The sequence below is a fragment of the Allobosea sp. AAP35 genome (assembly GCF_001295925.1).
GTDB lineage: Bacteria > Pseudomonadota > Alphaproteobacteria > Rhizobiales > Beijerinckiaceae > Allobosea.
Genome location: NZ_LJHQ01000022.1, coordinates 101,846 through 124,572, shown reverse-complemented (window position 1 = coordinate 124,572; position 22,727 = coordinate 101,846). Strand labels below are relative to the sequence as shown.

Annotated in this window: 21 protein-coding genes, 1 tRNA gene and 1 pseudogene; 14 read left to right on the top strand and 9 right to left on the bottom strand. The window is 67.0% G+C overall.

Annotated elements, in window-relative coordinates:
* Positions 1-64 precede the first annotated feature (64 nt).
* The 7 genes from IP69_RS09495 to hisA all read left to right on the top strand — a co-directional run bounded on the left by IP69_RS09495 (position 65) and on the right by hisA (position 6,197).
* Positions 65-1,384: a TRAP transporter large permease subunit gene (locus tag IP69_RS09495; RefSeq protein ID WP_054142570.1), complete on the top strand. Its 1,320-nt coding sequence runs from the start codon at positions 65-67 to the stop codon at positions 1,382-1,384.
* An 84-nt stretch (positions 1,385-1,468) separates the two neighbouring features.
* Positions 1,469-2,191, top strand: a complete 723-nt coding sequence (locus tag IP69_RS09490; protein ID WP_054142615.1) for a pyrimidine 5'-nucleotidase — start codon at positions 1,469-1,471, stop codon at positions 2,189-2,191.
* Between the two features lie 96 nt (positions 2,192-2,287).
* Positions 2,288-3,484, top strand: a complete 1,197-nt coding sequence (locus IP69_RS09485; protein WP_054142569.1) for an O-succinylhomoserine sulfhydrylase — start codon at positions 2,288-2,290, stop codon at positions 3,482-3,484.
* Positions 3,485-3,733: 249 nt separating this feature from the next.
* A complete protein-coding gene (gene hisB, locus IP69_RS09480; protein ID WP_054142568.1) occupies positions 3,734-4,321 on the top strand; it encodes an imidazoleglycerol-phosphate dehydratase HisB in 588 nt (195 codons plus the stop codon).
* 12 nt (positions 4,322-4,333) lie between these two features.
* Complete coding sequence (locus tag IP69_RS09475) at positions 4,334-4,816, top strand: DUF2628 domain-containing protein (protein ID WP_054142567.1); 483 nt, start codon at positions 4,334-4,336, stop codon at positions 4,814-4,816.
* Positions 4,813-5,469 (top strand): imidazole glycerol phosphate synthase subunit HisH, encoded by a 657-nt coding sequence (hisH, locus tag IP69_RS09470; RefSeq protein ID WP_054142566.1) that lies wholly within the window; start codon positions 4,813-4,815, stop codon positions 5,467-5,469. Before IP69_RS09475 ends, hisH begins: the two co-directional genes overlap by 4 nt.
* Complete coding sequence (gene hisA, locus IP69_RS09465; protein WP_054142565.1) at positions 5,457-6,197, top strand: 1-(5-phosphoribosyl)-5-[(5-phosphoribosylamino)methylideneamino]imidazole-4-carboxamide isomerase; 741 nt, start codon at positions 5,457-5,459, stop codon at positions 6,195-6,197. Before hisH ends, hisA begins: the two co-directional genes overlap by 13 nt.
* Before the next feature lie 11 nt (positions 6,198-6,208).
* Here the strand turns inward: hisA and IP69_RS09460 are convergent, their stop codons facing one another.
* Complete coding sequence (locus IP69_RS09460) at positions 6,209-7,054, bottom strand: aldo/keto reductase (RefSeq protein ID WP_054142564.1); 846 nt, start codon at positions 7,052-7,054, stop codon at positions 6,209-6,211.
* Positions 7,055-7,161: 107 nt separating this feature from the next.
* Here IP69_RS09460 and IP69_RS09455 point away from each other — a divergent pair, with 107 nt between their 5' ends.
* Positions 7,162-7,374, top strand: coding sequence for a hypothetical protein (locus IP69_RS09455; protein WP_054142563.1), 213 nt, complete (start codon positions 7,162-7,164; stop codon positions 7,372-7,374).
* A 24-nt stretch (positions 7,375-7,398) separates the two neighbouring features.
* On the opposite strand, the gene IP69_RS09450 is transcribed toward IP69_RS09455, so the two are convergent.
* From IP69_RS09450 to trpA, 3 genes are read right to left on the bottom strand one after another with little or no spacing between them, the layout of a single operon-like run.
* On the bottom strand, positions 7,399-8,721 hold the full coding sequence (locus IP69_RS09450; protein WP_054142562.1) for a folylpolyglutamate synthase/dihydrofolate synthase family protein: 1,323 nt from the start codon (positions 8,719-8,721) through the stop codon (positions 7,399-7,401).
* A gap of 17 nt (positions 8,722-8,738) precedes the next feature.
* Positions 8,739-9,644, bottom strand: a complete 906-nt coding sequence (gene accD, locus IP69_RS09445) for an acetyl-CoA carboxylase, carboxyltransferase subunit beta (protein ID WP_054142561.1) — start codon at positions 9,642-9,644, stop codon at positions 8,739-8,741.
* A 47-nt stretch (positions 9,645-9,691) separates the two neighbouring features.
* Entirely contained in the window at positions 9,692-10,567 is an 876-nt protein-coding gene (gene trpA, locus IP69_RS09440) for a tryptophan synthase subunit alpha (RefSeq protein WP_054142560.1), read from the bottom strand.
* 86 nt (positions 10,568-10,653) lie between these two features.
* Here trpA and hrpB point away from each other — a divergent pair, with 86 nt between their 5' ends.
* Complete coding sequence (gene hrpB / locus IP69_RS09435) at positions 10,654-13,164, top strand: ATP-dependent helicase HrpB (protein WP_054142559.1); 2,511 nt, start codon at positions 10,654-10,656, stop codon at positions 13,162-13,164.
* Between the two features lie 117 nt (positions 13,165-13,281).
* On the opposite strand, the gene IP69_RS09430 is transcribed toward hrpB, so the two are convergent.
* The 3 genes from IP69_RS09430 to aroA form a co-directional block, all read right to left on the bottom strand.
* Positions 13,282-14,097 (bottom strand): DUF1194 domain-containing protein, encoded by an 816-nt coding sequence (locus tag IP69_RS09430; protein WP_054142614.1) that lies wholly within the window; start codon positions 14,095-14,097, stop codon positions 13,282-13,284.
* A gap of 103 nt (positions 14,098-14,200) precedes the next feature.
* Positions 14,201-14,845: a (d)CMP kinase gene (gene cmk / locus IP69_RS09425; RefSeq protein ID WP_054142558.1), complete on the bottom strand. Its 645-nt coding sequence runs from the start codon at positions 14,843-14,845 to the stop codon at positions 14,201-14,203.
* Positions 14,845-16,185 carry a 3-phosphoshikimate 1-carboxyvinyltransferase gene (gene aroA / locus IP69_RS09420; protein WP_054142557.1) on the bottom strand — a complete coding sequence of 447 codons (1,341 nt, stop codon included), beginning with the start codon at positions 16,183-16,185 and terminating at the stop codon, positions 14,845-14,847. Before aroA ends, cmk begins: the two co-directional genes overlap by 1 nt.
* A 227-nt stretch (positions 16,186-16,412) precedes the next feature.
* Between aroA and IP69_RS09415 the strand changes: the two genes are divergently transcribed.
* The 4 genes and pseudogenes from IP69_RS09415 to IP69_RS09400 all read left to right on the top strand — a co-directional run.
* The gene (locus IP69_RS09415) at positions 16,413-16,814 is read left to right on the top strand and encodes a TIGR02300 family protein (RefSeq protein ID WP_054142556.1); all 402 of its coding nucleotides are present in this window, start codon (positions 16,413-16,415) and stop codon (positions 16,812-16,814) included.
* Positions 16,815-17,019: 205 nt separating this feature from the next.
* Positions 17,020-17,095, top strand: a tRNA-Ala gene (locus IP69_RS09410).
* Positions 17,096-17,239: 144 nt separating this feature from the next.
* Positions 17,240-18,277: a YihY/virulence factor BrkB family protein gene (locus IP69_RS09405; RefSeq protein WP_197279781.1), complete on the top strand. Its 1,038-nt coding sequence runs from the start codon at positions 17,240-17,242 to the stop codon at positions 18,275-18,277.
* A 24-nt stretch (positions 18,278-18,301) separates the two neighbouring features.
* A pseudogene (locus tag IP69_RS09400) lies at positions 18,302-18,559 on the top strand (SDR family oxidoreductase); the annotation flags it as partial.
* A 215-nt stretch (positions 18,560-18,774) separates the two neighbouring features.
* Here IP69_RS09400 and IP69_RS09395 read toward each other — a convergent pair.
* On the bottom strand, positions 18,775-19,563 hold the full coding sequence (locus IP69_RS09395) for a class II glutamine amidotransferase (protein WP_054142553.1): 789 nt from the start codon (positions 19,561-19,563) through the stop codon (positions 18,775-18,777).
* Positions 19,564-19,727: 164 nt separating this feature from the next.
* Between IP69_RS09395 and IP69_RS09390 the strand changes: the two genes are divergently transcribed.
* Complete coding sequence (locus tag IP69_RS09390) at positions 19,728-21,149, top strand: sodium:proton antiporter (protein WP_054142552.1); 1,422 nt, start codon at positions 19,728-19,730, stop codon at positions 21,147-21,149.
* A 95-nt stretch (positions 21,150-21,244) separates the two neighbouring features.
* Here IP69_RS09390 and phaZ read toward each other — a convergent pair whose 3' ends face one another.
* Positions 21,245-22,546, bottom strand: a complete 1,302-nt coding sequence (gene phaZ, locus IP69_RS09385; RefSeq protein WP_082359183.1) for a polyhydroxyalkanoate depolymerase — start codon at positions 22,544-22,546, stop codon at positions 21,245-21,247.
* Positions 22,547-22,727 lie beyond the last annotated feature (181 nt).

The window sequence follows — 22,727 nt, the reverse complement described above, 5'->3', positions numbered from 1 at the left end:
TGCAGCCCTGCCGTCCCAGCCTTCCCTCGCAGGCCCGCCGTCTCGAAAGCCTTTGCCCGTGCCGATGAATGAGATCTACGCGATCGCGATGCTGGTCGCCTTTTTCGGCTTCCTCATGGTCGGCTTCCCGGTGGCGCTGACGCTGGCGCTGTCGGGCTTCGTCTTCGGCTATCTCGGCTTCGGCGCGGGCCTGTTCAACCTGCTGCCGAGCCGGATCTATGGTGTCGTCACCGGCTACACGCTGCTCGCCATCCCGCTCTTCGTCTTCATGGGGGTGATGCTGGAGAAGTCGCGCCTGGCGGAAGATCTGATGGAGGTGGTCGGCCATCTCGCCGGCAAGACCCGGGGCGGGCTCGGCGTCGGCATCATCCTGGTCGGGATCGTGATGGGCGCGACGACCGGCATCGTCGGCGCCACCGTGGTCACGCTGGGATTGTTGACCCTGCCGAGCCTGCTGAAGCGCGGCTATGACAAGGGGCTGGCCTGCGGCGTCATCTGTGCTTCCGGCACCTTGGGCCAGATCATCCCGCCCAGCCTGATCCTGATTCTGCTCGCCGACATCATGAACGAATCCGTGGGCACCCTGTTTGCCGCCGCCGTGCTGCCGGGGCTCCTGCTCTCCTTGATCTACATCGCCTATCTCCTCGGGCTCGGGCTGCTGCGGCCGGATATGGTGCCGCCCGTGCCCCAAGCCGAGCGCGACGCGATGGGCCGGCGCGAATTGCTGACCAAGCTGCTGCGGGTGGCGCTTCCACCGCTCGGCCTCGTCGGCTGCGTGCTCGGGTCGATCATCGCCGGCATCGCCGCGCCGACGGAAGCGGCCTCCATGGGCGCGCTCGGCTCGCTGCTCGTGACCGCCATCGGCGGCCGTTTCTCGCTGAATATCGTCAAGGAGGCCGTCTATGACGCCACCAAGATCACCGCGCAGATGATGTTCATCCTGATCTGCGCCCAGATCTTCGCCATCGCCTTTCGCGGGCTCGGTGGCGAAAGGCTGGTCGAGGATCTGTTCGCGATCCTGCCCGGCGGCGCCAATGCCGATGTCTGGTTCATGCTGATGATCGTCTTCGTGCTCGGCTTCTTCATCGAATGGATCGAGATCTGCTACATCGCCGTGCCGCTGTTCCTGCCGGTCTTCCAGAACGCAGGCACCGACCCGGTCTGGATCGCGGCGCTGATCTGCGTGATGCTGCAGACCTCCTTCCTGACGCCCCCCTTCGGCTGGGCCTTGTTCTATCTGCGCGGCGTGGCGCCAGCCGGCATCACCACCGCCGAGATCTATCGCGGCGTCGTCCCCTTTGTCGGCATGCAGATCCTGGCTGTGCTTGTCGTCTTCCTGTTTCCCGGCCTGGCGACGGGGCTGCCGAAGCTGATCGGCTGGTAAGGGCTGGGTCAGGACTTGCATGTCAGGACTTGCATGTCAGGCTCGCAGCCCCACATCACGGAGCCGCTCTGGCGCAAGACCGCAATGACCACGCAAGCTGCCTCACCCGTCGCGATCCCGCCGCTCCAGGTCGAGGCGTTCGCGCATGTCGATCACTGGGTCTTCGACCTCGACAACACGCTCTATTCGCATGAGAGCCGGGTCTGGCCGCAGGTCAATCAGCGCATCACCCTGTTCCTGCAGGAGCTGTTCGGCCTCGACGGCCTCTCCTCCCATGCCCTGCGGAATTACTATTATCACCGCTACGGCACGACGCTGAACGGCCTGATGGTCGAGCATGGGGTCGAGCCCGACGACTTTCTCGATTTCGCGCATGACGTCGATCTCAGCCTGCTCGAGCCCGATCCGGCCCTGGGCGCAGCGATCGCGGCCTTGCCGGGGCGCAAGCTGATCCTGACCAACGGCTCGGTCGCCCATGCCCGCAATGTCGCCGGCAAGCTCGGCATCATCGAGCATTTTGAGGATGTGTTCGACATCGTCGCGGCCGGCTTCACGCCCAAGCCCGAGCGCTCGACCTATGAACTCTTTCTCGCCAAACATGCAGTCGACCCCGGTCGGGCGGCGATGTTCGAGGATATCGAGAAGAACCTGCTGGTCCCCAGCGCGATGGGGATGAAGACGGTGCTGATCATCCCGCAGACGCCAGATCCCTTCCGCGAAGCCTGGGAGCAGGCCGCCGTCGAGGCCGGCCATGTCCACCACGTCACCTCGGATCTGACAGGCTTCCTGACGCCGCTGGCACGCTGATTGGGCCCAAGCGGGAGAATGCCGTTCTCCTTTACGGGCTCGGCGCAGGATGATACGCCACCGGTTCGTTAAAACGAACGGTTTGGAGTTTTCATCATGTCGGCACCCAGGGGCGACATCGCCGGCCTGCATCCCGAGACACGTCTCGTTCATGCCGGAACGATGCGCTCCCAGTTCGGCGAAACCTCCGAGGCGCTGTTCCTGACCCAGGGCCATGTCTATGACAGCGCCGAGCAGGCCGAGGCGCGCTTCCTGAACAAGGATCCGGGCTTCCAATACGCCCGCTTCTCCAACCCGACCGTCGCCATGCTGGAAGCGCGCATGGCTGCCTTCGAGGCCGCGGAAGCCTGCCGTGCCACGGCCACCGGCATGGCCGCCGTCACCGCCGCCATCATGGGTCAGGTCCGAGCGGGCGACCATGTCGTGGCGGCCCAGGCCCTGTTCGGTTCCTGCCGCTATGTCGTCGAGGAGCATCTGCCCCGCTATGGCGTCACCTCGACGCTGGTCGACGGGCCCGACATCGATGCCTGGCGCCGGGCCGTGACGCCGCAGACCAAGGTGTTCTTTCTGGAAAGCCCGTCGAACCCGACGCTGGAGGTGATCGACATCGCCGCCGTCGCCGCGCTGGCCAAGGAGGTCGGCGCGACGCTGGTCGTCGACAACGTCTTCGCCACGCCGCTCTATCAGCGCCCGCTGGAACTGGGCGCCGACTGCGTCGTCTATTCGGCCACCAAGCATATCGACGGGCAGGGCCGCTGCCTCGGCGGGCTGATCCTCGCCTCGCAGGACTTCATCGAGACGCATGTGCAGACCTATCTGCGCCAGACCGGCCCGGCGATCTCGCCCTTCAACGCCTGGGTGATGCTCAAGGCGCTGGAGACGCTGCCGTTGCGGGTGCGTCAGCAGGCGCATAACGCCGCAATCGTCGCCGACTGGCTGGTCGCGCAGCCGCAGTTGCTCCGGGTCATCTTCCCCGGCCTGAAGTCTCATCCGCAGGCGGACATCATCGCCCGGCAGATGACGGGCCCGTCCACGCTGGTCGCCTTCGAGGTCGAAGGCGGCAAGGCCGGCGCCTTCCGCTTCCTCAACGGACTCAAGCTGATCCGCATCTCCAACAATCTCGGCGACGCCAAGAGCCTGATCGTTCACCCCGCGACGACGACTCATCAGCGCTTCTCGCCGGAAATCCGCGCCAGCATGGGCATATCGGAAGGCTTGATCCGGCTCTCGGTCGGCCTCGAACACGCCGATGATCTCGTGGCCGATCTGGAGCGCGCGCTGGCCGGGGTGTAAGATGCAGAAGACGGTGCTGTCCGCGACAACCATGCCGTCATTCCGGGCAAGCGAAGCGCAGACCCGGAATCCATCATAGGGCACCGACGGCGCTCTATGATGGATTCCGGAGCGGCGCCGCTTTGCGGCTTGTCCGGAATGACGGCGTCGCTTGGACGAGCGGATGCTCCGCGGAAATGTCGCAGAGCATGGCCTTCGCTGGCCTTGCCTGTTAAAGCCACGAGAATTGCTTTGAAAACAGAGGCCATCATGCGTTTGGGCGAAGTGAAGCGCCGCACCAACGAGACCGATATCGCGGTCTCGCTCGTTCTCGACGGCACCGGCAAGGCCGAGATTTCGTCCGGCGTCGGCTTCTTCGACCATATGCTCGACCTCTTCGCCCGCCATTCCCTGATCGATCTCAAGGTCGCGGTCACCGGCGACACCCAGATCGACGACCATCATTCGGTTGAGGACACCGGCATCGCGTTGGGCGAGGCGATCAAGCAGGCCCTTGGCGACAAGAAGGGCATCCGCCGCTATGCCGACATCCACCTGCCGATGGACGAGACGCTGACCCGCGTCGCCATCGATGTCTCGGGCCGGCCGTTCCTGGTCTTCCGCACCCGCTTCGAGGCGCAGAAGATCGGGACCTTCGACACCGAACTGGTGCGCGAGTTCTTCCAGGCCTTTGCGATGAATGCCGGCATCACGCTGCATGTCGAGACTGTTTATGGCGACAACGCCCACCATATCGCCGAGAGCTGCTTCAAGGGGCTGGCGCGCGCGCTGCGGCGTGCGATCGAAGTCGATCCGCGCGAGGGCGGCCGTGTGCCCTCGACCAAGGGCGCACTCTGAAAGGATCGGGTCATGGCATTTTACACGGTGATGATCCCGCCGCCGGGCTCTGGCGGCGCGCGTGACGAGATCGAGCAGGCGCGGCTGCTGCCGGAGACCTTCACCTGGTCGGCTTTTTTCCTCGGCGGGCTCTGGCTGCTCGTCCAGCGGCTGTGGCTGGCGACGCTGGTCTACGCCCTGCTCTGGGGCGCGCTGTTGTATGCGAGCAACCGGCTTGGACTGACGACCGGCGCGCTGATGATCGCCCATTGGACGATGGCACTGTTCCTCGGGCTCGAGGGGCAGAACCTCATCGCGCGCAAGCTGGCGCGCCAGGGCTGGCGTCTGGCCGACGTCGTCGAGGCGCGCGATCTGCCCGAGGCCGAGCGGCGCTATTTCGAGCGCGCGCTGGCCGGCGAGGCCGTGCCGCCGCGCTTGCCGTTGCCGGCGGCTCGTCCGCAGCCGGCCGGGCCCGTCCCGATCATCGGACTCTTCCCCGAGGCACGGGGGCGATGAGCCAATCCGTCGTCATCATCGACTACGGCTCGGGCAATCTTCACTCCGCCGCCAAGGCCTTCGAACGCGCGGCGGCTGAATCCGGCATCGCCTCGACGATCCGCGTCACCAGCGAGCCCGATGAGGTCCGCGCCGCCGACCGCATCGTCCTGCCCGGCGTCGGCGCCTTCGCCGATTGTCGCCGTGGCCTGGACGCCGTGCCCGGCATGGTCGAGGTGCTGGAAGACGTCGTGCTTGCCAAGGGCCGGCCTTTCCTCGGCATCTGCGTCGGCATGCAACTCCTGGCCTCGCGCGGTCTCGAATACACGGTGACGGACGGCCTTGGCTGGATTGCGGGCGATGTCACGCTGATCGTGCCGGAAGGCGAAGGGCTCAAGATCCCGCATATGGGCTGGAATACGCTGAGCAAGCAGAGCGACCATGCCTTGCTCGACGGCATCGAGACCGGGCCCGACGGCCTGCACGCCTATTTCGTGCACTCCTACGCGCTGGCGGCGCAGAATCCGCAGGAGGTTTTGGCCGTGACCGACCATGGCGGGCCGGTCACGGCCATGGTCGGCCGCGACAACATCGCCGGAGCGCAGTTCCACCCCGAAAAAAGCCAGGCCCTCGGCCTCAAGCTGCTCGCCAATTTCCTGGGATGGAAGCCGTGATCCTCTTCCCCGCCATCGATCTGAAGAACGGCCAGTGCGTGCGCCTCAAGCAGGGCGACATGGAGCAGGCGACGGTCTTCAACGACGACCCGGCCGCACAGGCGGCCACCTTCGAGGCCCAGGGCTTCCAATGGCTGCATGTCGTCGATCTCGATGGCGCCTTTGCCGGCAAGCCGATGAATGCAGCCGCAGTCGAAGCCATCCTGAGCCAAGTCGCGTTCCCGGTTCAGCTCGGCGGCGGCATCCGCGACATGAAGACGGTCGAAGGCTGGCTGTCTAAGGGCATTGCCCGCGTCATCATCGGCACGGCCGCCGTGCGCGATCCCGGCTTCGTGCGCGAGGCGGCAAAGGCCTTTCCGGGCCAGGTCGCGGTCGGCATTGATGCGCGCGACGGCTTCGTGGCCGTGGAAGGCTGGGCCGAGACCTCGTCGCTGGCGGCTGCCGATCTCGGCCGGCGCTTCGAGGATGCCGGCGTGGCGGCGATCGTCTACACCGACATCGCCCGCGACGGCATGCTGCAGGGCATCAACTGGGACAGCACGATAGGCCTCGCTCAGGCGCTGACCATCCCCGTCATCGCTTCGGGCGGCCTCGCCTCCATGGCCGATATCGAGCGCCTGATGGCGCCGGACGCCGCGATCCTCGAAGGCGCGATCACCGGCCGGGCCCTCTATGACGGCCGCATCGACCCCGGCGCCGCGCTGGAGCGGCTCGCCCGCGCCGCCTGAGCCAAGGCGCGTTATAACATCGGCAGGGAGGCCGGCTTGCGTCCCAGCGGGAAGGCAGCCTCGATCCGCGCGAGTTCGTCCTGCGTCAGCGTCAACCGCAGCGCGCCGGCATTGTCCTCGACATGGGCCAGCGTCCCGGCCTTGGGGATCGCGAAGCCGCTGTCGCGCCGCGTCAGGAAGGCGAGCGCGACCTGCCGGGGGCTGGCGTCCTGGGCGGCTGCGATCTCGGCCAGAACCTTGCCGCCGGCGCTCCCCGAGGCCGGGAAGCCGTCATGTCCGAACGGGCTGTAGGCGGTGACAGCCACACCATGGCGCTCGCACCAGGGAATGACGGCATGCTCGATCGCGCGTTCGCGGAGGTGATAGAGTACCTGATTGCAGGCGATCTGCCCCGGGCCGGCGACGCCGAGCGCCTCGTCGAGATCGTCCTCGTCGAAATTGCTGACGCCCCAGGACAAAATCTTGCCCTCGCTTTTCAGCGCCTCGAAAGCCGCGAAGGTCTCGGGCAGCGGATGCGGTCCGCGCCAGTGCAGCAGATAACAATCGAGCCGGTCGGTCTTGAGGTGGCGCAGCGAGCGCTCGCAGGCGGCGCGCACGCCGCTTTTCGAGGCATTGTGCGGCAGCACCTTCGACACCAAGAACACCTCCTCGCGCCGCCCCGTAATGGCCTCGCCAATGATCGCCTCGGATTGCCCGTCGCCATACATTTCGGCAGTATCGATATGGTTCAGGCCGAGATCGAGCCCGCGCCGCAGCGCCGCGATGGCCTGCTTGCGGTCGCCACGCTCGATATACCAGCTGCCCTGCCCGATGGCGGGGATATCACGGCGGGTCGTTCCGAACGGCTTGTCTGTCATGGGTCACTCCATTGGACGCACGCAGAGCGTGTATCATTGGCAAACATTCCTGATTATAATCCAACTCCGGCGAGACCCTCAGGATCCTCGCCCAAACGGAACTCTCGATGCAGACGACGATCTCCAGCCGCGAACTTGACCGCAGAACCGGTGCGGTCAAGAAAACCGCTCGCAACGGACCGGTCTTCATTACGAAGCAGGGAAGGACGTCTCACGTCCTGATCACGATCGAGGCGTATCGCGCGCTGGCTGCGGCGGATTTAAGCCTTGCGCACGATGACCGCGACGGCCATCGCCGCGATCCGCACGAGGTCGGCTGAAATACACTGCCGAGGCGCTCCGACTCAGGCCGGCAGCGTGCCGTTCGCCGACAGAACCTCGCCCGCCAGATAGAGCGAGCCACAGATCAGGATGCGCGGCGGGGCCGACCAGTCGCGCGCCGCGATCTCGCGCAGCGCCTGCTCGACGGAGCCCGCGACCTCGGCGGTGAGACCGGCTGAGCGGGCCAGAACCGCGACCTCCTCGGCCGGCCGGGCGACGATCTGGTTCTGGATCGGGACGGCAAACAGCATCTGCGCCAGCCCCTTGAAATGGCCGAGCGTCGCGCCCGCATCCTTGGTCGAGAGCAGGCCGGCGATCATCACCAGCGGCGCCGGGTTGCGGTCGGCGAGATCAGCCATGGCCTGGGCCAGCACCCGGCCGCCATCGGGGTTGTGCCCGCCATCGAGCCAGAGCTCGGCCCGGCCCGGCACCAGTTCCGCGAGCCTGCCGCGCGCAATCCGCTGCAGCCGCGCCGGCCAGTCGGCCTCCAGCATGCCCTGTTCGAAAGCCCGCGTCGGCAGGCCGCCATAGCCGGCAGCGCGCAGGCCGGCGATCGCGGTGCCGGCATTGATGTGCTGATGGCGCCCGGCGAGCTTCGGCAGCGGCAGATCGAGCAGCCCGTCGCCATCCTCATAGACCAGCCGCCCGCCGGCCTCGTGCACGGAGAAATCCTGCGCACCGATCAGGATCTTGGAAGCGCCGGCCCGCTCGGCCACGGCTTCGAGCACGGCGGTCGGCTCGGGCTCCTGCGGCGCGATCACGGCCGGGGCGCCGCGCTTGAAGATGCCGGCCTTCTCGCCCGCGATCTTGGTGACGCTGTCGCCGAGATATTCGGCATGGTCGAGCGAGACCGGCGTCACCACCGTGCAGGCCGGATTGGCGATGACGTTGGTGGCATCGAACCGCCCTCCGAGGCCGACCTCGAGCAGCACGACATCGGCCTCGATCTCGGCGAAGAGCAGCAGCGCCACGGCCGTTGTGATCTCGAAAAAGGTGATCGGGTCGCCGGCATTGACGCGCTCGCAGCGCTCCAACGCCTCGACGAGCACGCCCTCATCGACGAAGCGGCCGCCGCCAGGCGCTCCCAGCCGAATGCGCTCGTGAAACCGCACGAGATGCGGGGAAGTGTAGACATGGACGCGTAGCCCCGCCGCCTCCAGGATCGCCCGCATGAAGGCGATGGTCGAGCCCTTGCCATTGGTGCCGGCGACGTGGATCACCGGCGGCAGCCGCTTCTGCGGATCGCCCAGCCGCTCGAGCAGGGTCAGGATGCGCCCGAGCGAGAGATCGATCAGCTTGGGGTGCAGCGCCAGCAGGCGCGCCAGGACCGCGTCGGACGAACCCATCAGGCCAGGCAGCCGCGTCAGACGGCTTCGGCGACGGGCTGGGGCGGCAGCATCGGCGCGGCCTCGCTGACTGGCGCCGGCTGCTTGGTGAGAAGTCGGCCGAGCCGCGCCAGCGTCTCCGGCAGGTCGTGGCGGTGCACCACCATATCAACCATGCCGTGATCCTTGAGGTATTCCGCCCTCTGGAAGCCCTCGGGCAGCTTCTCGCGGATCGTCTGCTCGATCACGCGCGGGCCCGCGAAGCCGATCAGCGCGCCGGGTTCGGCGATGTGGATGTCGCCGAGCATGGCATAGGAGGCGGTGACGCCGCCGGTGGTCGGGTTGGTCAAAACGACGATATAGGGCAGGCCGGCCTTGCGCAGCATGCGGATCGCGACGGTGGTGCGCGGCAGCTGCATCAGGGAGAGGATGCCCTCCTGCATGCGTGCCCCGCCCGAGGCGGCGAAGACGACATAGGGTGTCTTCTTTTCGATCGCCGTGAGCGCGCCCTTGATGAAGGCTTCACCCGCCGCCATGCCGAGCGAGCCGCCCATGAAGTGGAAATCCTGCACCGCGATCGTCAGCGCAAAACCCTTGACCCGGCCATAGCCGACCTTGAAGGCGTCCGCCGCGCCGGTCTTGGCGCGGGCGTCCTTCAGCCGGTCGATATAGCGCTTTTCGTCGCGGAACTTCAGCGGATCGGTCGCGACCTCGGGCAGCGGCACGTCGAGCCATTTGCCGTCATCGAAGGTCAACTTCAGCCGGTCCTGCGCGGTGACGCGCATATGGTGGTCGGAGCCGGGAATGACGAAGCCATTGGCCTCGACATCCTTGTGGAAGACCATCTGCCCGGAATCGGGGCATTTGATCCAGAGATTCTCCGGGCTCTCGCGCTTGAACAGCGTCTTGATGCGCGGCCGGACGACTTCGGAAATCCAGTTCATGGATCAAATCCTGATTGGGGCGCGGAGGGCGGGCAGGGCCGAAGGCCTCAGGCCGCCGCCTTCGCGGCCGAGCGGATGCCCGCAGCCAATTCTGAAACCAGCGAGGTGACAGCCGAAACGGTCTTTTCCGTGGCCTTGCCCTCCGCGTCCAGCGAGAGCCGCAGGCGCTCGACCAGCGCCGAGCCGACGACGACGCCGTCGGCCCCGCGCGCGATCGCCTCCGCATCCTTGGCCGTCTTGACGCCGAAGCCGACGGCGACCGGCAGGTCGGTATGCCGCTTGATCCGGGCCACCGCATCGCCGACGGCGTCGTAATTGACGATCGCGCCGCCGGTGACGCCGTTCATCGAGACGTAATAGACGAAGCCCGAGGTGTTCTGCAGCACCTTGGGCAGGCGCTTGTCGTCGGTCGTCGGCGTCGCCAGGCGGATGAAGCTGATGCCGGCGGCGAGCGCCGGCAGGCAGAGCTCGACATCCTCTTCCGGCGGCAGATCGACGACGATCAGCCCGTCGACGCCTGCGGTGCGGGCGTCCCCAAGGAAGCGTTCGACGCCATAGGCATAGATCGGGTTGTAATAGCCCATCAGCACGATCGGCGTGTCATGGCCCTTGGCCCGGAATTCCGCGACCATGGCCAGCGTCTTCTTCAGCGTCTGGCCGCCATGCAGCGCGCGCTGGCCGGCGAGCTGGACGGGAATGCCGTCCGCCATCGGGTCGGTAAAGGGCACGCCGAGCTCGATGATGTCGGCGCCGGCCCCGGGCAGCGCGGCCAGAATGGCGCTCGCCGTCGTGAAGTCGGGATCGCCGGCTGTGACGAAGGTCACCAGCGCGGCGCGGCCCTCTTTCGCACAGGCCTGGAAGCGGGCCTGGATGTGAGCCTGGCCGGTGGCTGTCTGGATGTCGGAAATACTGGGATTGGTCATGGCCTGAGCGGTTAGCATGACGCGCGCGGGCTGGCGAGAGGGTTGCGCTTGCGCAGGACGCCGGGCTGCGTCACATCCCGCGGGTCATGCGCGCCTTCGACACGCCCCTTCCGATCGACGCCGTGCTCGGCGATCTCGCGGCCGCCCTGCGCGCGCAGCCCAACGCCGTGCTCGTGGCGCCGCCCGGCGCCGGCAAGACGACGCGGGTGCCACTCGCGCTGCTCGACGAGCCCTGGACCCAGGGCGGCAAGCTGATCGTGCTGGAACCACGGCGGCTGGCGGCGCGCGGCGCGGCCAACCGGATGGCGCAGACGCTGGGCGAGCGTGTCGGCGACACTGTCGGCCTGCGCGTCCGCCTCGGTTCGAAGATCGGCCCGAAGACGCGCATCGAGGTGGTGACCGAGGGCGTCTTCGCCCGGATGATCCTCGACGATCCGGCGCTGGAGGGCATCGCCGCCGTGCTCTTCGACGAGTTCCATGAGCGTTCGCTCGACGCCGATTTCGGGCTGGCGCTGGCGCTCGATGCGCAAGCGGGCCTGCGCGAGGATCTGCGCATCCTGGTGATGTCGGCGACCCTGGACGGCGCGCGCGTCGCGAGGCTTCTCGGCGAAGCGCCGGTGATCGAGAGCCAGGGCCGGGCCTTCCCGGTCGAGACGCGCTATCTCGGCCGCGACCCGCTGAAGCGCATCGAGGACCAGGTCACGGACGCGGTGCTGCTGGGGCTGAACGAGCAGCCCGGCTCGCAGCTCGTCTTCCTGCCCGGCCAGGGCGAGATCAGGCGGGTCGAGGAGCGCCTGCGTGAGCGCATCCGCGACAAAAGCGTCGAGATCGCGCCGCTTTATGGCGCGCTCGACCAGGCCGACCAGGATCGTGCCGTGCTGCCCGCGCCGCCCGGCCGCCGCAAAATCGTGCTGGCGACGGCGATCGCCGAGACCTCGCTGACGATCGAGGGCGTCCGGGTGGTGATCGATTCAGGCCTTGCCCGCGTGCCCGTCTACGAGCCCGATCTCGGCTTGACGCGTCTCGAGACGCGCCGCGCCAGCCGCGCAGCCTCCGACCAGCGCCGGGGCCGCGCCGGCCGCACCGAGCCGGGCATCTGCTATCGTCTCTGGGAAGAGGCCGGCAATGGCGCGCTGGAGGCCTTCGCACGGCCCGAAATCCTCTCTGCCGACCTCGCGCCCCTGTTGCTCGACTGTGCCGCCTGGGGCGTGTCCGATCCCACAACCCTGGCCTTCCTCGACCCGCCACCGGCGCCGGCGCTGAAAGAGGCCCGCAGCCTGCTGTCCAGCCTGAATGCGCTCGATGGCGATAGCCGCATCACCCCGGAGGGCCGCACCCTCCAGAATCTGCCGCTGCCGCCGCGCCTGGCCCGCATGGTCGTCGCCGCGGCGCGCTATGGACAGGCGCAAACCGCCGCCCTGCTGGCGGCGCTCCTGGTCGAGCGCGGGCTCGGCGGCGACGCGATCGACCTGTCGGAGCGGCTGGAGCGTTTCCAGCGTGAAAGAGGCGGCCGCGCCGCCGACATGCGCCGTCTTGCTGAGGGCTGGGCGCGCACCGCCGAGCGGGCTGCGGGCCCCTCCAGGCCTGGCGAAGGGTTGTCGCCCGGGCTCCTGCTCGCCTTGGCCTATCCAGACCGGGTCGCGAGGGCGCGCAGCCCGGGCTCTGGGCAGTATTTGCTCGCCAATGGGCGCGGCGCGACGCTGGAGCCGACCCAGCGCTTGGCCCGGGATATCCATATTGTCGTGGCGGAGATGACCGGCGCGGCCCAGCAGGCCCGCATCCTCTCGGCGGCGCCGCTCACGGAAGTCGATATTGCCTGGCTCGTCGCCGAAGGCCTTTCGTCCTTCGAAATGGAGGAACGCAGCGAGACGACATTCGATCGCGCCGCCCGTGCCCTGCGCGTGCGGGCCGTGCGCCGCTATGGGGCGCTCAGCCTGTCGGAGCGGCCGCTGCCAGCGCAGGCTGACCTCGCCAATGCCGTCGTCCTGGCGCAAGGTCTCGCGGCACTCGGCATCGGCCTGCTGCCCTGGACGAAGGCGCAACGACAGTTGCGCGAGCGGGTGGGCTTCCTGCGCCGCGCCGCGCGGGATGCGGGCGCGGAGGATCTCTGGCCGGACCTGTCGGATGAGGGGCTGGCGACGGACGCGTCGATCTGGCTCGCGCCACATATCATCGGCCGCGCCTCTCTTGCTGCGATCGAGCCGGGCGATCTCGATGCCGCGCTCGGCGATCTCCTGCCCTGGGAGATGAAGCGGAGGCTCGATACGGAAGCGCCGACGCATTTCACCGCGCCGACCGGCTCCAGCCTCGCCGTCGACTATGCCGCCGAAGCCGGCCCGACGATCTCGGTGCGGGTGCAGGAGCTGTTCGGGCTGTCGAAGCATCCGGCGCTTGCCGGCGGGCGGGTGCCGCTGGTGCTGGAGCTGCTTTCGCCCGGCCACAAGCCCGTCCAGATCACGCGCGACCTGCCGGGCTTCTGGCGCGGCTCCTGGGCGGCGGTGAAATCCGAGATGAAGGGCCGCTATCCCCGCCATCCCTGGCCCGACGACCCCGCCGCCGCGCCGCCCACGACGCGGGCGAAGCCAAGGGGAACGTGAGGGGTTCCCCGTCATTCTCGGGCGAAGCGTAGCGCAGACCCGAGAATCTCAAGAAGGAATGGCTCTGGATTCCAAGATGCTCGGGTCAAGCCCGAGCATGACGACGGTTGACGCCCCTCAATTCCCCATCCGGTCGCGCCATTGGCGCTCGCCGGCCAGGCAGCTCGAGTTGACGCTGCCGGTCGCCTGCGCCTTTTGAATCAGCGCCTCGCCGTCGCGCGGCATCTCCGCGATCTCGCGGATCAGCTTGGTGCGGGTGGCATCGACGAACTGGCTGCGCTCGCGGATCGGGATGACGAAGGCGCCGGGCCCCGTGACGACGCAGTTCTTGTAGTAGAGGTCGAGATTGTCGAGGTCGAAATAGCTCGCCTGCTTCAGCATCACCGGCAGCCCGTTGATGCTGATGCCCTTGGCCGCCGCCTCGTCGCGCGCAAGGGTCACCGGCCGCCCGTCATTGTTGGCGCCGTCTCCGGAGATGTCGATCACCTTGCGCAGCGGCGTGACATTGGCCTGCTCCAGCAACTGCATGCCGAGATCGATCGCCGCCGAGATCGAGGTGCGGCGGCCTCGCCGCGTCTGCGCCTCGCCGAGTTCCTCCGCGAAGGCGACGGCCGAGGCGGGTGTGTCGATGATCGTCCAGGGTTTGACGACGTGCTGGAAATGCCCGCCGGCCCATTCGAAATAGGTCACGGCGATCTTGCCGATGGCCCCCTTGGCGATCGCGTCATGCAATGGCTTGGACCGGAAGGCCTCGATATAGCCGAGGCGCTGAAGCGCAAGTTCGTCGAGGTCCATCGAATAGGACACGTCGACCGCGAGCACGAGCGCGACATCGACCTCCTCGGGCGGACCCGCGGAGGGGGCTTGGGCGCCAGCGACGGTCCAGAGACCCGCTGCCGCCAGACTCAAGAGACCGAACAGCCAACGCCGCATCGCCACCTCCGTCATCATCTCGCAACGGAAGTGTGCGCTTGCTTTTGATTCGTTCCAAGGCCGAAAGCTGGGCAGGTTACGCCGATTGTCGCGCCGCCTACGCTCAAGCCGCCTGTCGTCGCGTCACGATCGCGATAGCGGCGGCGAGGGCCTCTTCCACCGTCAGCGCCGAGGTATCGAGGATCACGGCGTCATCGGCCGCCTTCAGCGGCGCATCGCTGCGGCCTGAATCGCGCGCATCACGGCGGCGGATATCGGCCAGGATGCCGTCGAAAGGGGCAATCTCGCCGCGCCCGGCGAGTTCCTTCTGCCGTCTGGCGGCGCGCACCTCCGGAGTCGCGGTGACGAAGAGCTTGGCCTGGGCCTGCGGGCAGATCACCGTGCCGATGTCGCGCCCGTCGAGGACCGCGCCGCCCGGCTGTGCGGCGAAGCGCCGCTGTCGCGCGATCAGCCCGCTGCGCACGGCTGGCATCGCAGCGACGACGGAAGCCGCCTCGCCGATCTCGCGGCCGCGCAGGGCGTCCTCGGTAAAGGCGCCGTCATCGAAACGCGAAACGATATCTTCGGCGGCCTGTGCATCGCGGATGTCGTGACCGGCATCGAGCATGGCCCGCGCGACCATGCGGTAAAGCAGGCCGGTGTCGAGATAGGGCAGGCCGTAATGGGCCGAAAGCCGGCGCGCCAGCGTGCCCTTGCCCGATGCGGCGGGGCCATCGACCGCGATGACGAGCCCTGCGGGCGTCTCCATCATGCGATCTCGCCCCCGAGCCCGTTCATCAGGGCGATGAAGCTCGGGAAGCTCGTCGCGATCATCGCGCCGTCATCGACCTGCATCGGCTTGTCCGTCGCCAGCCCCATGACAAGGAAGCTCATCGCGATGCGATGGTCGAGATGGGTGGCGACGGTGCCGCCGCCCGCGACCGCCCCGCCGGTACCCTCGACGACCAGATCGTCGCCCTCGATCGCGCAGGTAACGCCGGCCGCCTTCAGCCCGGCCTCGACCGCCGCGAGCCGGTCGGATTCCTTGACGCGCAGCTCCTGCAAGCCGCGCATCCGCGTTGTCCCGGTCGCGAAGGAGGCCGCCACGGCCAGCACCGGATACTCGTCGATCATCGACGGGGCGCGCTCGGGCGGCACCGTCACGCCTTTCAGGGAGGAGGCCCGCACCCGCAGCGTCGCCACCGCCTCGCCGCCCTCATTGGCCTCGCTCTCGACCGCGATGTCGGCGCCCATTTCGCGCAGCGTGGTCAGCAGACCCGAGCGCAGCGGGTTGGTCATCACGCTTTCGATCAGGATGTCGGAGCCGGGCACGATCAGCGCGGCGACCAGCGGGAACGCCGCCGAGGACGGATCGGCCGGCACCACGATCGGCGCGGCCTGCAGTTCCGGCTGGCCCTTCAGCACGATTTTCCGGCCATGCGCGCCCTCGGGCGTCACCACGACATCGGCGCCGAAATGGATCAGCATCTTCTCGGTGTGGTCGCGCGTCGCCTCCGTCTCGATAACGGTGGTCTCGCCCGGCGCGGCGAGGCCCGCCAGCAGCACGGCCGACTTGATCTGCGCCGAGGCGACGGGCGTGCGATAGCTGATCGGCACGGCCTCCTGCGGCCCGCGCAGGGTCAGGGGCACGCGGCCGCCCTCGCCCTGCGAGACGATCACCGTCCCCATCAGCTCAAGCGGATCGAGAATACGCCGCATCGGGCGCTTGCGCAGGGAGGCGTCGCCATCGAAGGTCGTGGTGATGGGATGGGCGCCGCAGACACCCATCATCAGCCGCGAGCCGGTGCCGGCATTGCCGAAATCCAGCGTTTCCGCCGGTTGGCTGAGCCCGCCGACGCCCACGCCGCGCACCCGCCAGGCGCCGGGCCCGTCATGATGCACGATCGCACCCAGCGCGCGCGCCGCTGCGGCCGTGCGCATCACGTCCTCGCCCTCGAGCAGGCCCGTGACCTTTGTCTCGCCGATGGCGAGCAGACCGAAAATCATCGCCCGATGCGAGATCGACTTGTCGCCGGGCACCCGGACGCGGCCGGTAAGCGGGCCGGAGCGACGTGCGGTGACGGGGACGGGAGTTTGCGCGTGGGCCACGATGGTTCTGCCGGCTGGTCGATCGGTAAGGGGGTGCCCTAGCATGCCGGCCCGCCATGCGTCACGCCCGGGTTGCGGGCGTGGGCAGCAGCACCGGTCTGTCTGAATCGAGCCCTTCCCGGCAGGGACAAGCCCTGTGGCCCGAAATGAGCATTTGACAGGGCCGCCTGCCCCGACTAACGGACGCGCCTGCTTTTCAGAACATGAATGATTGAAGGTCCGACGCAGTGGCGAAACCGGAACTTGGTACGAAGCGCGTTTGCCCCACGACGGGCCGCAAATTCTACGACCTGAACAAGGACCCGATCGTCTCGCCTTACACGGGACAGTCCTATCCGCGCTCGGTGTTCGAGCCGCAGGCCAAGGCTGCGGCCGCAGCCGTCGCGGCCAAGCCCGCCGATGACGAGGATGAGGTTGAGGCCGCCGACGAGGCGGTCGAACTCGTCTCGCTCGACGAGGCCGATGCCGAGGCGACCGAGAAGGAAGCCGTCGTCACCAGCGAGGACGATATCGAGGTCGAAGACGATGTCGCGCCCGATGACGACACCTTCCTGGAAGAGGACGAGGAAGGCGATGACGACGTCGCCGACCTGATCGATGGCGACATCGAGGGCGACGAGGACGTCTGAGCCCTTGCGGCGGCGGGTCGCCGAGGCTGCCCGCAAGAGAATGACGATCAGGCGACAATCGGCGCTTGAGTCTTCGGTCGCTCCCGCCTATAGAGCGCTTCGCCGCCGATGCGGCGACCCGGTCCCGCTCCCATCCTCGCCCCGGCGAGTGGCGCGGAACCCGAGATATCCCGGCTGATGCCCAAGATCAGCCGGAACGAGACGTGGGGCCATAGCTCAGTTGGGAGAGCGCTTGAATGGCATTCAAGAGGTCGGCGGTTCGATTCCGCCTGGCTCCACCATCTCCTCAGTTGAAAATTTCAGTCTGAAGCGGTGCCGTCGCGCGGGCAATCCGCCGCCGCCCGTGCAACCAATCCCCCGATATGGCGTTCGCCCGGAAACGGAGTGAACTCTTGCGCGATCAACGATGGACCAGGGATCTGGTCGTGGCCGCCCTTTTGGGCGTGTCCTCGGCCTATGTGTTTTCGCGCCTGGCGGGGCCGGCCCAAAATGCGCGCGATCAGCGCTATGATGAGAAGACCGCCCGCCGTAGCGCGGAAGGCGTCGAGGCCGATGCCCCGTCCGATATCCCCGCCGGCGGCTGGTGGGACATCGCCCGACGCACCTATCACGAGGTCGATCGTGACCGTGTCAGGGCTGTCGCAGCGGGCGTCACATTCTATGGCCTGCTGGCGTTGTTCCCGGCGCTGACAGCGCTGGTTTCGCTCTATGGCCTGGTTGCCGATCCCGCCGCCATTGCTGAGCAATCCGCCGCGCTCGACGGCTTTCTGCCTGGGGGCGCGACCGATTTCCTGCGCGAACAGATCGCCCGCATCACGGCCGGAGGCGAAACCAAGCTCGGCTTTGCGCTGCTCATCAGCCTTTCGGTGGCGATCTGGAGCGCCAATGCCGGCGTCAAGGCCATCTTCGACGCACTCAACGTCGCCTATGGCGAGGATGAAAAGCGCGGTTTCATCAAGCTCAATCTTGTGTCGCTGGCCTTCACCCTCGGCATCATCCTGTTTGTGCTCGGAGCCATCGGCGCCATCGCCGTGATCCCGATCCTGCTCGATTATCTGTATCTGGGCGGCGCGGCCGAATGGCTCATCGCGATCGGGCGCTGGCCGGTGGTGGTCGGCATTCTGCTGCTCGGGCTATCAGCCCTGTACCGCTACGGACCCAGCCGCGATCAGGCGCGATGGGCCTGGGTCAGCCCTGGAGCCGTCTTTGCCGCCGTCACCTGGCTCGTCGCCTCGCTCCTCTTCTCCTGGTACGTCGCGAATTTCGAGGATTACAACGCCACCTACGGAACGGTGGGAGCCGTCATCGGACTTCTGACCTGGATGTGGCTGTCGGCGACGATCGTGCTGGTCGGGGCCGAGTTGAACTCGGAGGCGGAACGCCAGACCTATCTCGACACGACGAAAGGCACGCCCATGCCGGTCGGGATGCGGGGTGCCGACGCCGCCGATCGCAAGGAATAGGCCCCCGCAGCGTCGGCCTGTTGTGCGCAGATGGTCGGGCCACGGGCTGGCAAGAAGGGCATCCGCGTCAACGGTGTCGCTCCCGGCCCCGTCTGGACCCCCTTGCAGGTCAGTGGCGGTGCAACCCAGGAAAAGCTGCAGACCTTTGGTGGCATGAGCGCGCTCGGGCGCCCCGGTCAGCCGGCCGAGCTGGCGTCGATCTATGTGCAACTGGCCGCCAATGATGCGAGCTTCACCACGGGCGGTATCTACGGTGCCAATGGCGGCGGCACCGTCGCCTGAGACCGATCGCTTCCGACATGCGCCTGGACCCGGCATACGGGTTCAGGCGGGTTCTTCGCGAACGGGTCTGGACCAAATCATGTCGCCGCCCCGGCGGCCTTTGGGAGGATGTGGAACCGGGGCGGCGAGGTGCCAGCCACAAGGCTGCGACCCTTCATATGTCGCGGCGACCCGGCTCTCGGTTCAAGCGAACGCGCAAAAAGGTTCTGCGTGGGTCAGGCGGCCCGCGCCAGACCGACCGTAAACGGCGTCGAGGCGACTGTGCCGGCCCGGATCGACACCAGCGTGTTGCAGGGCAGCGCCTGCCAGCAATCGCGCGCGGCATCCACTGGCTCCGAGGCAACGACGACGCTGTCGCCTCGGTTGCAAAGATACAGGGTCGGCGGATGCGCGTCCGAGGACCAGCGGACGGCATGGATGGTCTCGCCATCCGCCAGCGCGGCGGCGCAGCGCAGCGGCTCGGACGTCCCGGATTGGCGCATCAGCGCAAGCGCATCGCCCAGCGCCGAGGCCAATGCCTTGCCCGGCGAAAGACCCTCCTCGATCCGCGCAAGGGTGAGCAGGAACAACACCTCCGAATCGGTCGTGCCGACCCGTGCCGGGTAGAGCAAATCGGGTATCAGCGCCTCGAACCGGCGCCGGATCAGGCCATAGCCACCGATCTGGCCGTTATGCATGAACAGATGCCGGCCATGCGCGAAGGGGTGGCAGTTGGCCCGCGTCGTCGCCGTGCCGGTAGCGGCGCGGACATGGGCGAAGAACAGCGGCGAACGCACCTGCCTTGCGATCGAGAGCAGGTTTTCATCCGACCAGGCTGGCCGCACCTCGCGGTACTGGCCGGGCTCGGCCCGGTCGCCATACCAGCCGACGCCGAAGCCGTCGCCATTCGTCCCCGTCTTGGCCTCGGCTGCATGGAGCGACTGATGGATCAGCGAGTGGCAGGGGGCCGCGACCAGATCTTCCAGGAAGACCGGCACACCGGAATAGGCGAGGAAACGGCACATGGCGCGGCTTCGAATCAGGCGCGGCGGGACGCTCACGCACAGACGATTATTCTCTCGGATTTAGGCGCGCGCAATCAGGGATGAAGGCCGACGGGGGCGCGGTTGCGGGGGCCATGACCATCGTATAACCGTCGCCATCAGACATGCGGCGAGCGGGGCGACGAATGGCTTTATCCAATCTGACGCGGCTGGCCGCGCTGGCCGTGTTGTGTCTGTTCTCCGCCCCGGCGCTTGCCGCCAGCGACATCGGCGGCGCCTCGATGGGTGTGCTCTGGGCTTTGCCCTTTGCCGGGATGCTGCTGTCGATCGCGCTGGGCCCGATTCTGTTCCCGCATTTCTGGGAGCTGAACTACGGCAAGTTCGCCGCCTTCTGGGCCGCGCTCGTTCTGGTGCCGCTCGTGCTGCTGCGCGGCTTCGAGCCGGCGCTGGCGTCGCTCGCCCACACCGCGCTGCTCGAGTACATCCCTTTCATCATCCTGCTGTTTGCGCTGTTCACCATCGCCGGCGGCATCCTGATCATGGGCAATCTGCACGGCACGCCAGCGACCAATACGGCCCTGCTGGCGATCGGCACGCTGATGGCGAGTTTTGTGGGCACGACCGGTGCCTCGATCATCATGATCCGCCCGGTGCTGCGCGCCAATGACAGCCGGCGTCACAACGTCCATGTCGTCGTGTTCTTCATCTTCCTGGTGTCCAATATCGGCGGCTCGCTGACGCCGCTGGGCGACCCGCCGCTTTTCCTCGGCTTCCTGCGCGGGGTCTCCTTCTTCTGGACGACGACGCATCTTCTGCCCGAGACGCTGCTGGCGGTGGGAATCCTGCTGGCGTTGTTTTTCGCCCTCGACAACTGGTTCTACAAAAAAGAAGCGGGCATGCCCTCGCTCAAGGACCCGACGCCCGACCGCGATCTCAAGCTCTACGGCAAGGTCAACTTCATACTGCTCGGCGGCGTCATCGCCGCGATCCTGATGTCGGCAAGCTGGAAGCCGGGCATCGTCTTCGACATCGCGGGCTCGAGGGTCGAACTGCAGAACATCGTGCGCGACGTCATTCTGCTGGCTCTCGCGGGTCTCTCGCTCAAGCTGACACCGAAGCCCGTGCGGGCCGGCAACGAGTTCACCTGGGGCCCCATCCTCGAAGTCGCCAAGCTCTTCGCCGGCATCTTCGTCTGCATCATTCCGGTGCTGGCGATGCTGCAGGCGGGCCGCAACGGCGCCTTCTCAGGCCTTGTGGCGCTGGTCAGCAACCCCGACGGCAGCCACAACACCGTCGCCTATTTCTGGCTGACGGGCATCCTGTCGTCCTTCCTCGACAACGCGCCGACCTATCTCGTCTTCTTCGAGCTGGCGGGCGGCGACCCCCAGATGCTGATGACCACGGGGGCTCTGACCCTGGCGGCAGTCTCGGCCGGCGCGGTCTTCATGGGTGCCAACACCTATATCGGCAATGCGCCCAACTTCATGGTCTACGCCATCGCCAAGGACCGCAAGGTCAGGATGCCGAGCTTCTTCGGCTACATGCTCTGGTCGGGAGCGATCCTGATCCCGCTCTTCCTGCTGCAGACGGTGATCTTCTTCCGCTGAGCCAGACGTAAAAAAGCCCGCCATCCCAGTCGATCCGAAATGGTGGGCATTTCGTTGTCTCGGTTGAAGCCGAGGCTTGCGGGTAACGGCCAGGCTCAGCTGGCGATCTTCAGGGCCTTGCGCGCCTGCGTGGCGCCGGTCTCGCGGCGGTCCTTGGCGACGTTCATGTCGAGGCTGACCATGAAATCCGAGATGCGCGGCGCGATTTCGGAGCGGAAGCGCGAACCATTGAACACGCCATAATGGCCAACGCCGAGCTGCAGGTAATGCACGCGCTTGTCGTCGGGGATGTTGGGGCAGAGATCATGGGCGGCCTGGGTCTGGCCGACGCCCGAAATATCGTCCTTCTCGCCCTCTACCGTCATTAGCGCGACGTTGCGGATGGCGGCGCAATCGACCGGCTTGTCGCGATGCATCATCGTGCCCTTCGGCAGTGCATGCTCGATGAACACCGTCTCGACGGTCTGGAGATAGAACTCGGCCGTCAGGTCCATCACCGCCAGGTATTCGTCGTAGAAATCGCGATGCTTCTCGGCCGAATCGCCATCGCCCTGAACCAGATATTTGAACATGTCGTAATGAGCAGTGACATGCCGATCGAGATTCATCGCCATAAAGCCCGACAGCTGCAGGAAGCCGGGATAGACCGCGCGCATCGTGCCGGGATTGCCGAACGGCACCCGTGTGATGCAGCGGTTGCCGAACCAGTCGATCCCGCGGTCGACCGCCATCTTGTTGACCTCGGTCGGCGAGCGGCGCGTGTCGATCGGGCCCCCCATCAGTGTCATCGAGCGCGGCGCGCAAGCATCGCCATCCGCTTCCATCCGCGCGATCGCGGCCAGCACCGGCACGGCGGGCTGGCAAACCGCCATGACATGGGTCTCGGGGCCCATCATCTGGAGCATCGCGATGACATAGTCGATATAGTCGTCGAGATCGAAACGGCCGGCCGCAAGCGGCACGAGGCGGGCATCGGTCCAGTCGGTGATGTAGACTTCGTGGCCAGGGAGGAAGGCCTCGACCGTGCCGCGCAGCAGCGTCGCATAATGACCCGACATCGGCGCCACGATCAGCACCTTGGGCTGCGGCTTGCGCCGGCCTTCGATCTGGCGGTCGAAATAGATCACGCGGCCGAAGGGGCGCTCCCAGACGACGCGCTCTTCGACGGCGGTGCGCACGCCGTTGATCGTCGTCTCCGGCAGGCCGAAGGCGGGCTTGCCGTAGCGACGGGTCGTGCGTTCGAACAATTCGCAGGACGCGGCGACCGTGCGGCCGAACGGCGTGTAGGTCAGCGGGTTGGCGGGGTTGCGGAAGGCCAGATGCATCGCATCCGTCATGCTCCGTGCCGGGCTGAGCATCATGTGAGCTGCTTCATAGGCATGGTAAGCGTACGACATGGCAGCCCCTTGCAGACGACGATGGACCATTTGGCGCCGCAGCATGTGTTGATGCAGCGCAGTATGAACGCACCCTATGCCTAATTTGTTCTCATTCAATCCGAAAAAGGGCTAAGAATTCACTCTCGGCCTGATTTGCCGGCGATGAAAGGTTGTCTCAGTGCCTCCCATTACATCGATC

What these genes read in the sequence shown, in the direction of transcription:
- IP69_RS09460 (WP_054142564.1), bottom strand. Translation starts at nt 7,054, where the DNA reads ATGACAGACAAGCCGTTCGGAACGACCCGCCGTGATATCCCCGCCATC.
- cmk (WP_054142558.1), bottom strand. Translation starts at nt 14,845, where the DNA reads ATGGAGACGCCCGCAGGGCTCGTCATCGCGGTCGATGGCCCCGCCGCA.
- hisH (WP_054142566.1), top strand. Translation starts at nt 4,813, where the DNA reads ATGAGCCAATCCGTCGTCATCATCGACTACGGCTCGGGCAATCTTCAC.
- trpA (WP_054142560.1), bottom strand. Translation starts at nt 10,567, where the DNA reads ATGACCAATCCCAGTATTTCCGACATCCAGACAGCCACCGGCCAGGCT.
- IP69_RS09450 (WP_054142562.1), bottom strand. Translation starts at nt 8,721, where the DNA reads ATGGGTTCGTCCGACGCGGTCCTGGCGCGCCTGCTGGCGCTGCACCCC.
- IP69_RS09430 (WP_054142614.1), bottom strand. Translation starts at nt 14,097, where the DNA reads ATGCGGCGTTGGCTGTTCGGTCTCTTGAGTCTGGCGGCAGCGGGTCTC.
- IP69_RS09475 (WP_054142567.1), top strand. Translation starts at nt 4,334, where the DNA reads ATGGCATTTTACACGGTGATGATCCCGCCGCCGGGCTCTGGCGGCGCG.
- accD (WP_054142561.1), bottom strand. Translation starts at nt 9,644, where the DNA reads ATGAACTGGATTTCCGAAGTCGTCCGGCCGCGCATCAAGACGCTGTTC.
- IP69_RS09455 (WP_054142563.1), top strand. Translation starts at nt 7,162, where the DNA reads ATGCAGACGACGATCTCCAGCCGCGAACTTGACCGCAGAACCGGTGCG.
- hrpB (WP_054142559.1), top strand. Translation starts at nt 10,654, where the DNA reads ATGCGCGCCTTCGACACGCCCCTTCCGATCGACGCCGTGCTCGGCGAT.
- IP69_RS09490 (WP_054142615.1), top strand. Translation starts at nt 1,469, where the DNA reads ATGACCACGCAAGCTGCCTCACCCGTCGCGATCCCGCCGCTCCAGGTC.
- IP69_RS09495 (WP_054142570.1), top strand. Translation starts at nt 65, where the DNA reads ATGAATGAGATCTACGCGATCGCGATGCTGGTCGCCTTTTTCGGCTTC.
- IP69_RS09390 (WP_054142552.1), top strand. Translation starts at nt 19,728, where the DNA reads ATGGCTTTATCCAATCTGACGCGGCTGGCCGCGCTGGCCGTGTTGTGT.
- hisB (WP_054142568.1), top strand. Translation starts at nt 3,734, where the DNA reads ATGCGTTTGGGCGAAGTGAAGCGCCGCACCAACGAGACCGATATCGCG.
- phaZ (WP_082359183.1), bottom strand. Translation starts at nt 22,546, where the DNA reads ATGTCGTACGCTTACCATGCCTATGAAGCAGCTCACATGATGCTCAGC.
- IP69_RS09395 (WP_054142553.1), bottom strand. Translation starts at nt 19,563, where the DNA reads ATGTGCCGTTTCCTCGCCTATTCCGGTGTGCCGGTCTTCCTGGAAGAT.
- hisA (WP_054142565.1), top strand. Translation starts at nt 5,457, where the DNA reads ATGGAAGCCGTGATCCTCTTCCCCGCCATCGATCTGAAGAACGGCCAG.
- IP69_RS09485 (WP_054142569.1), top strand. Translation starts at nt 2,288, where the DNA reads ATGTCGGCACCCAGGGGCGACATCGCCGGCCTGCATCCCGAGACACGT.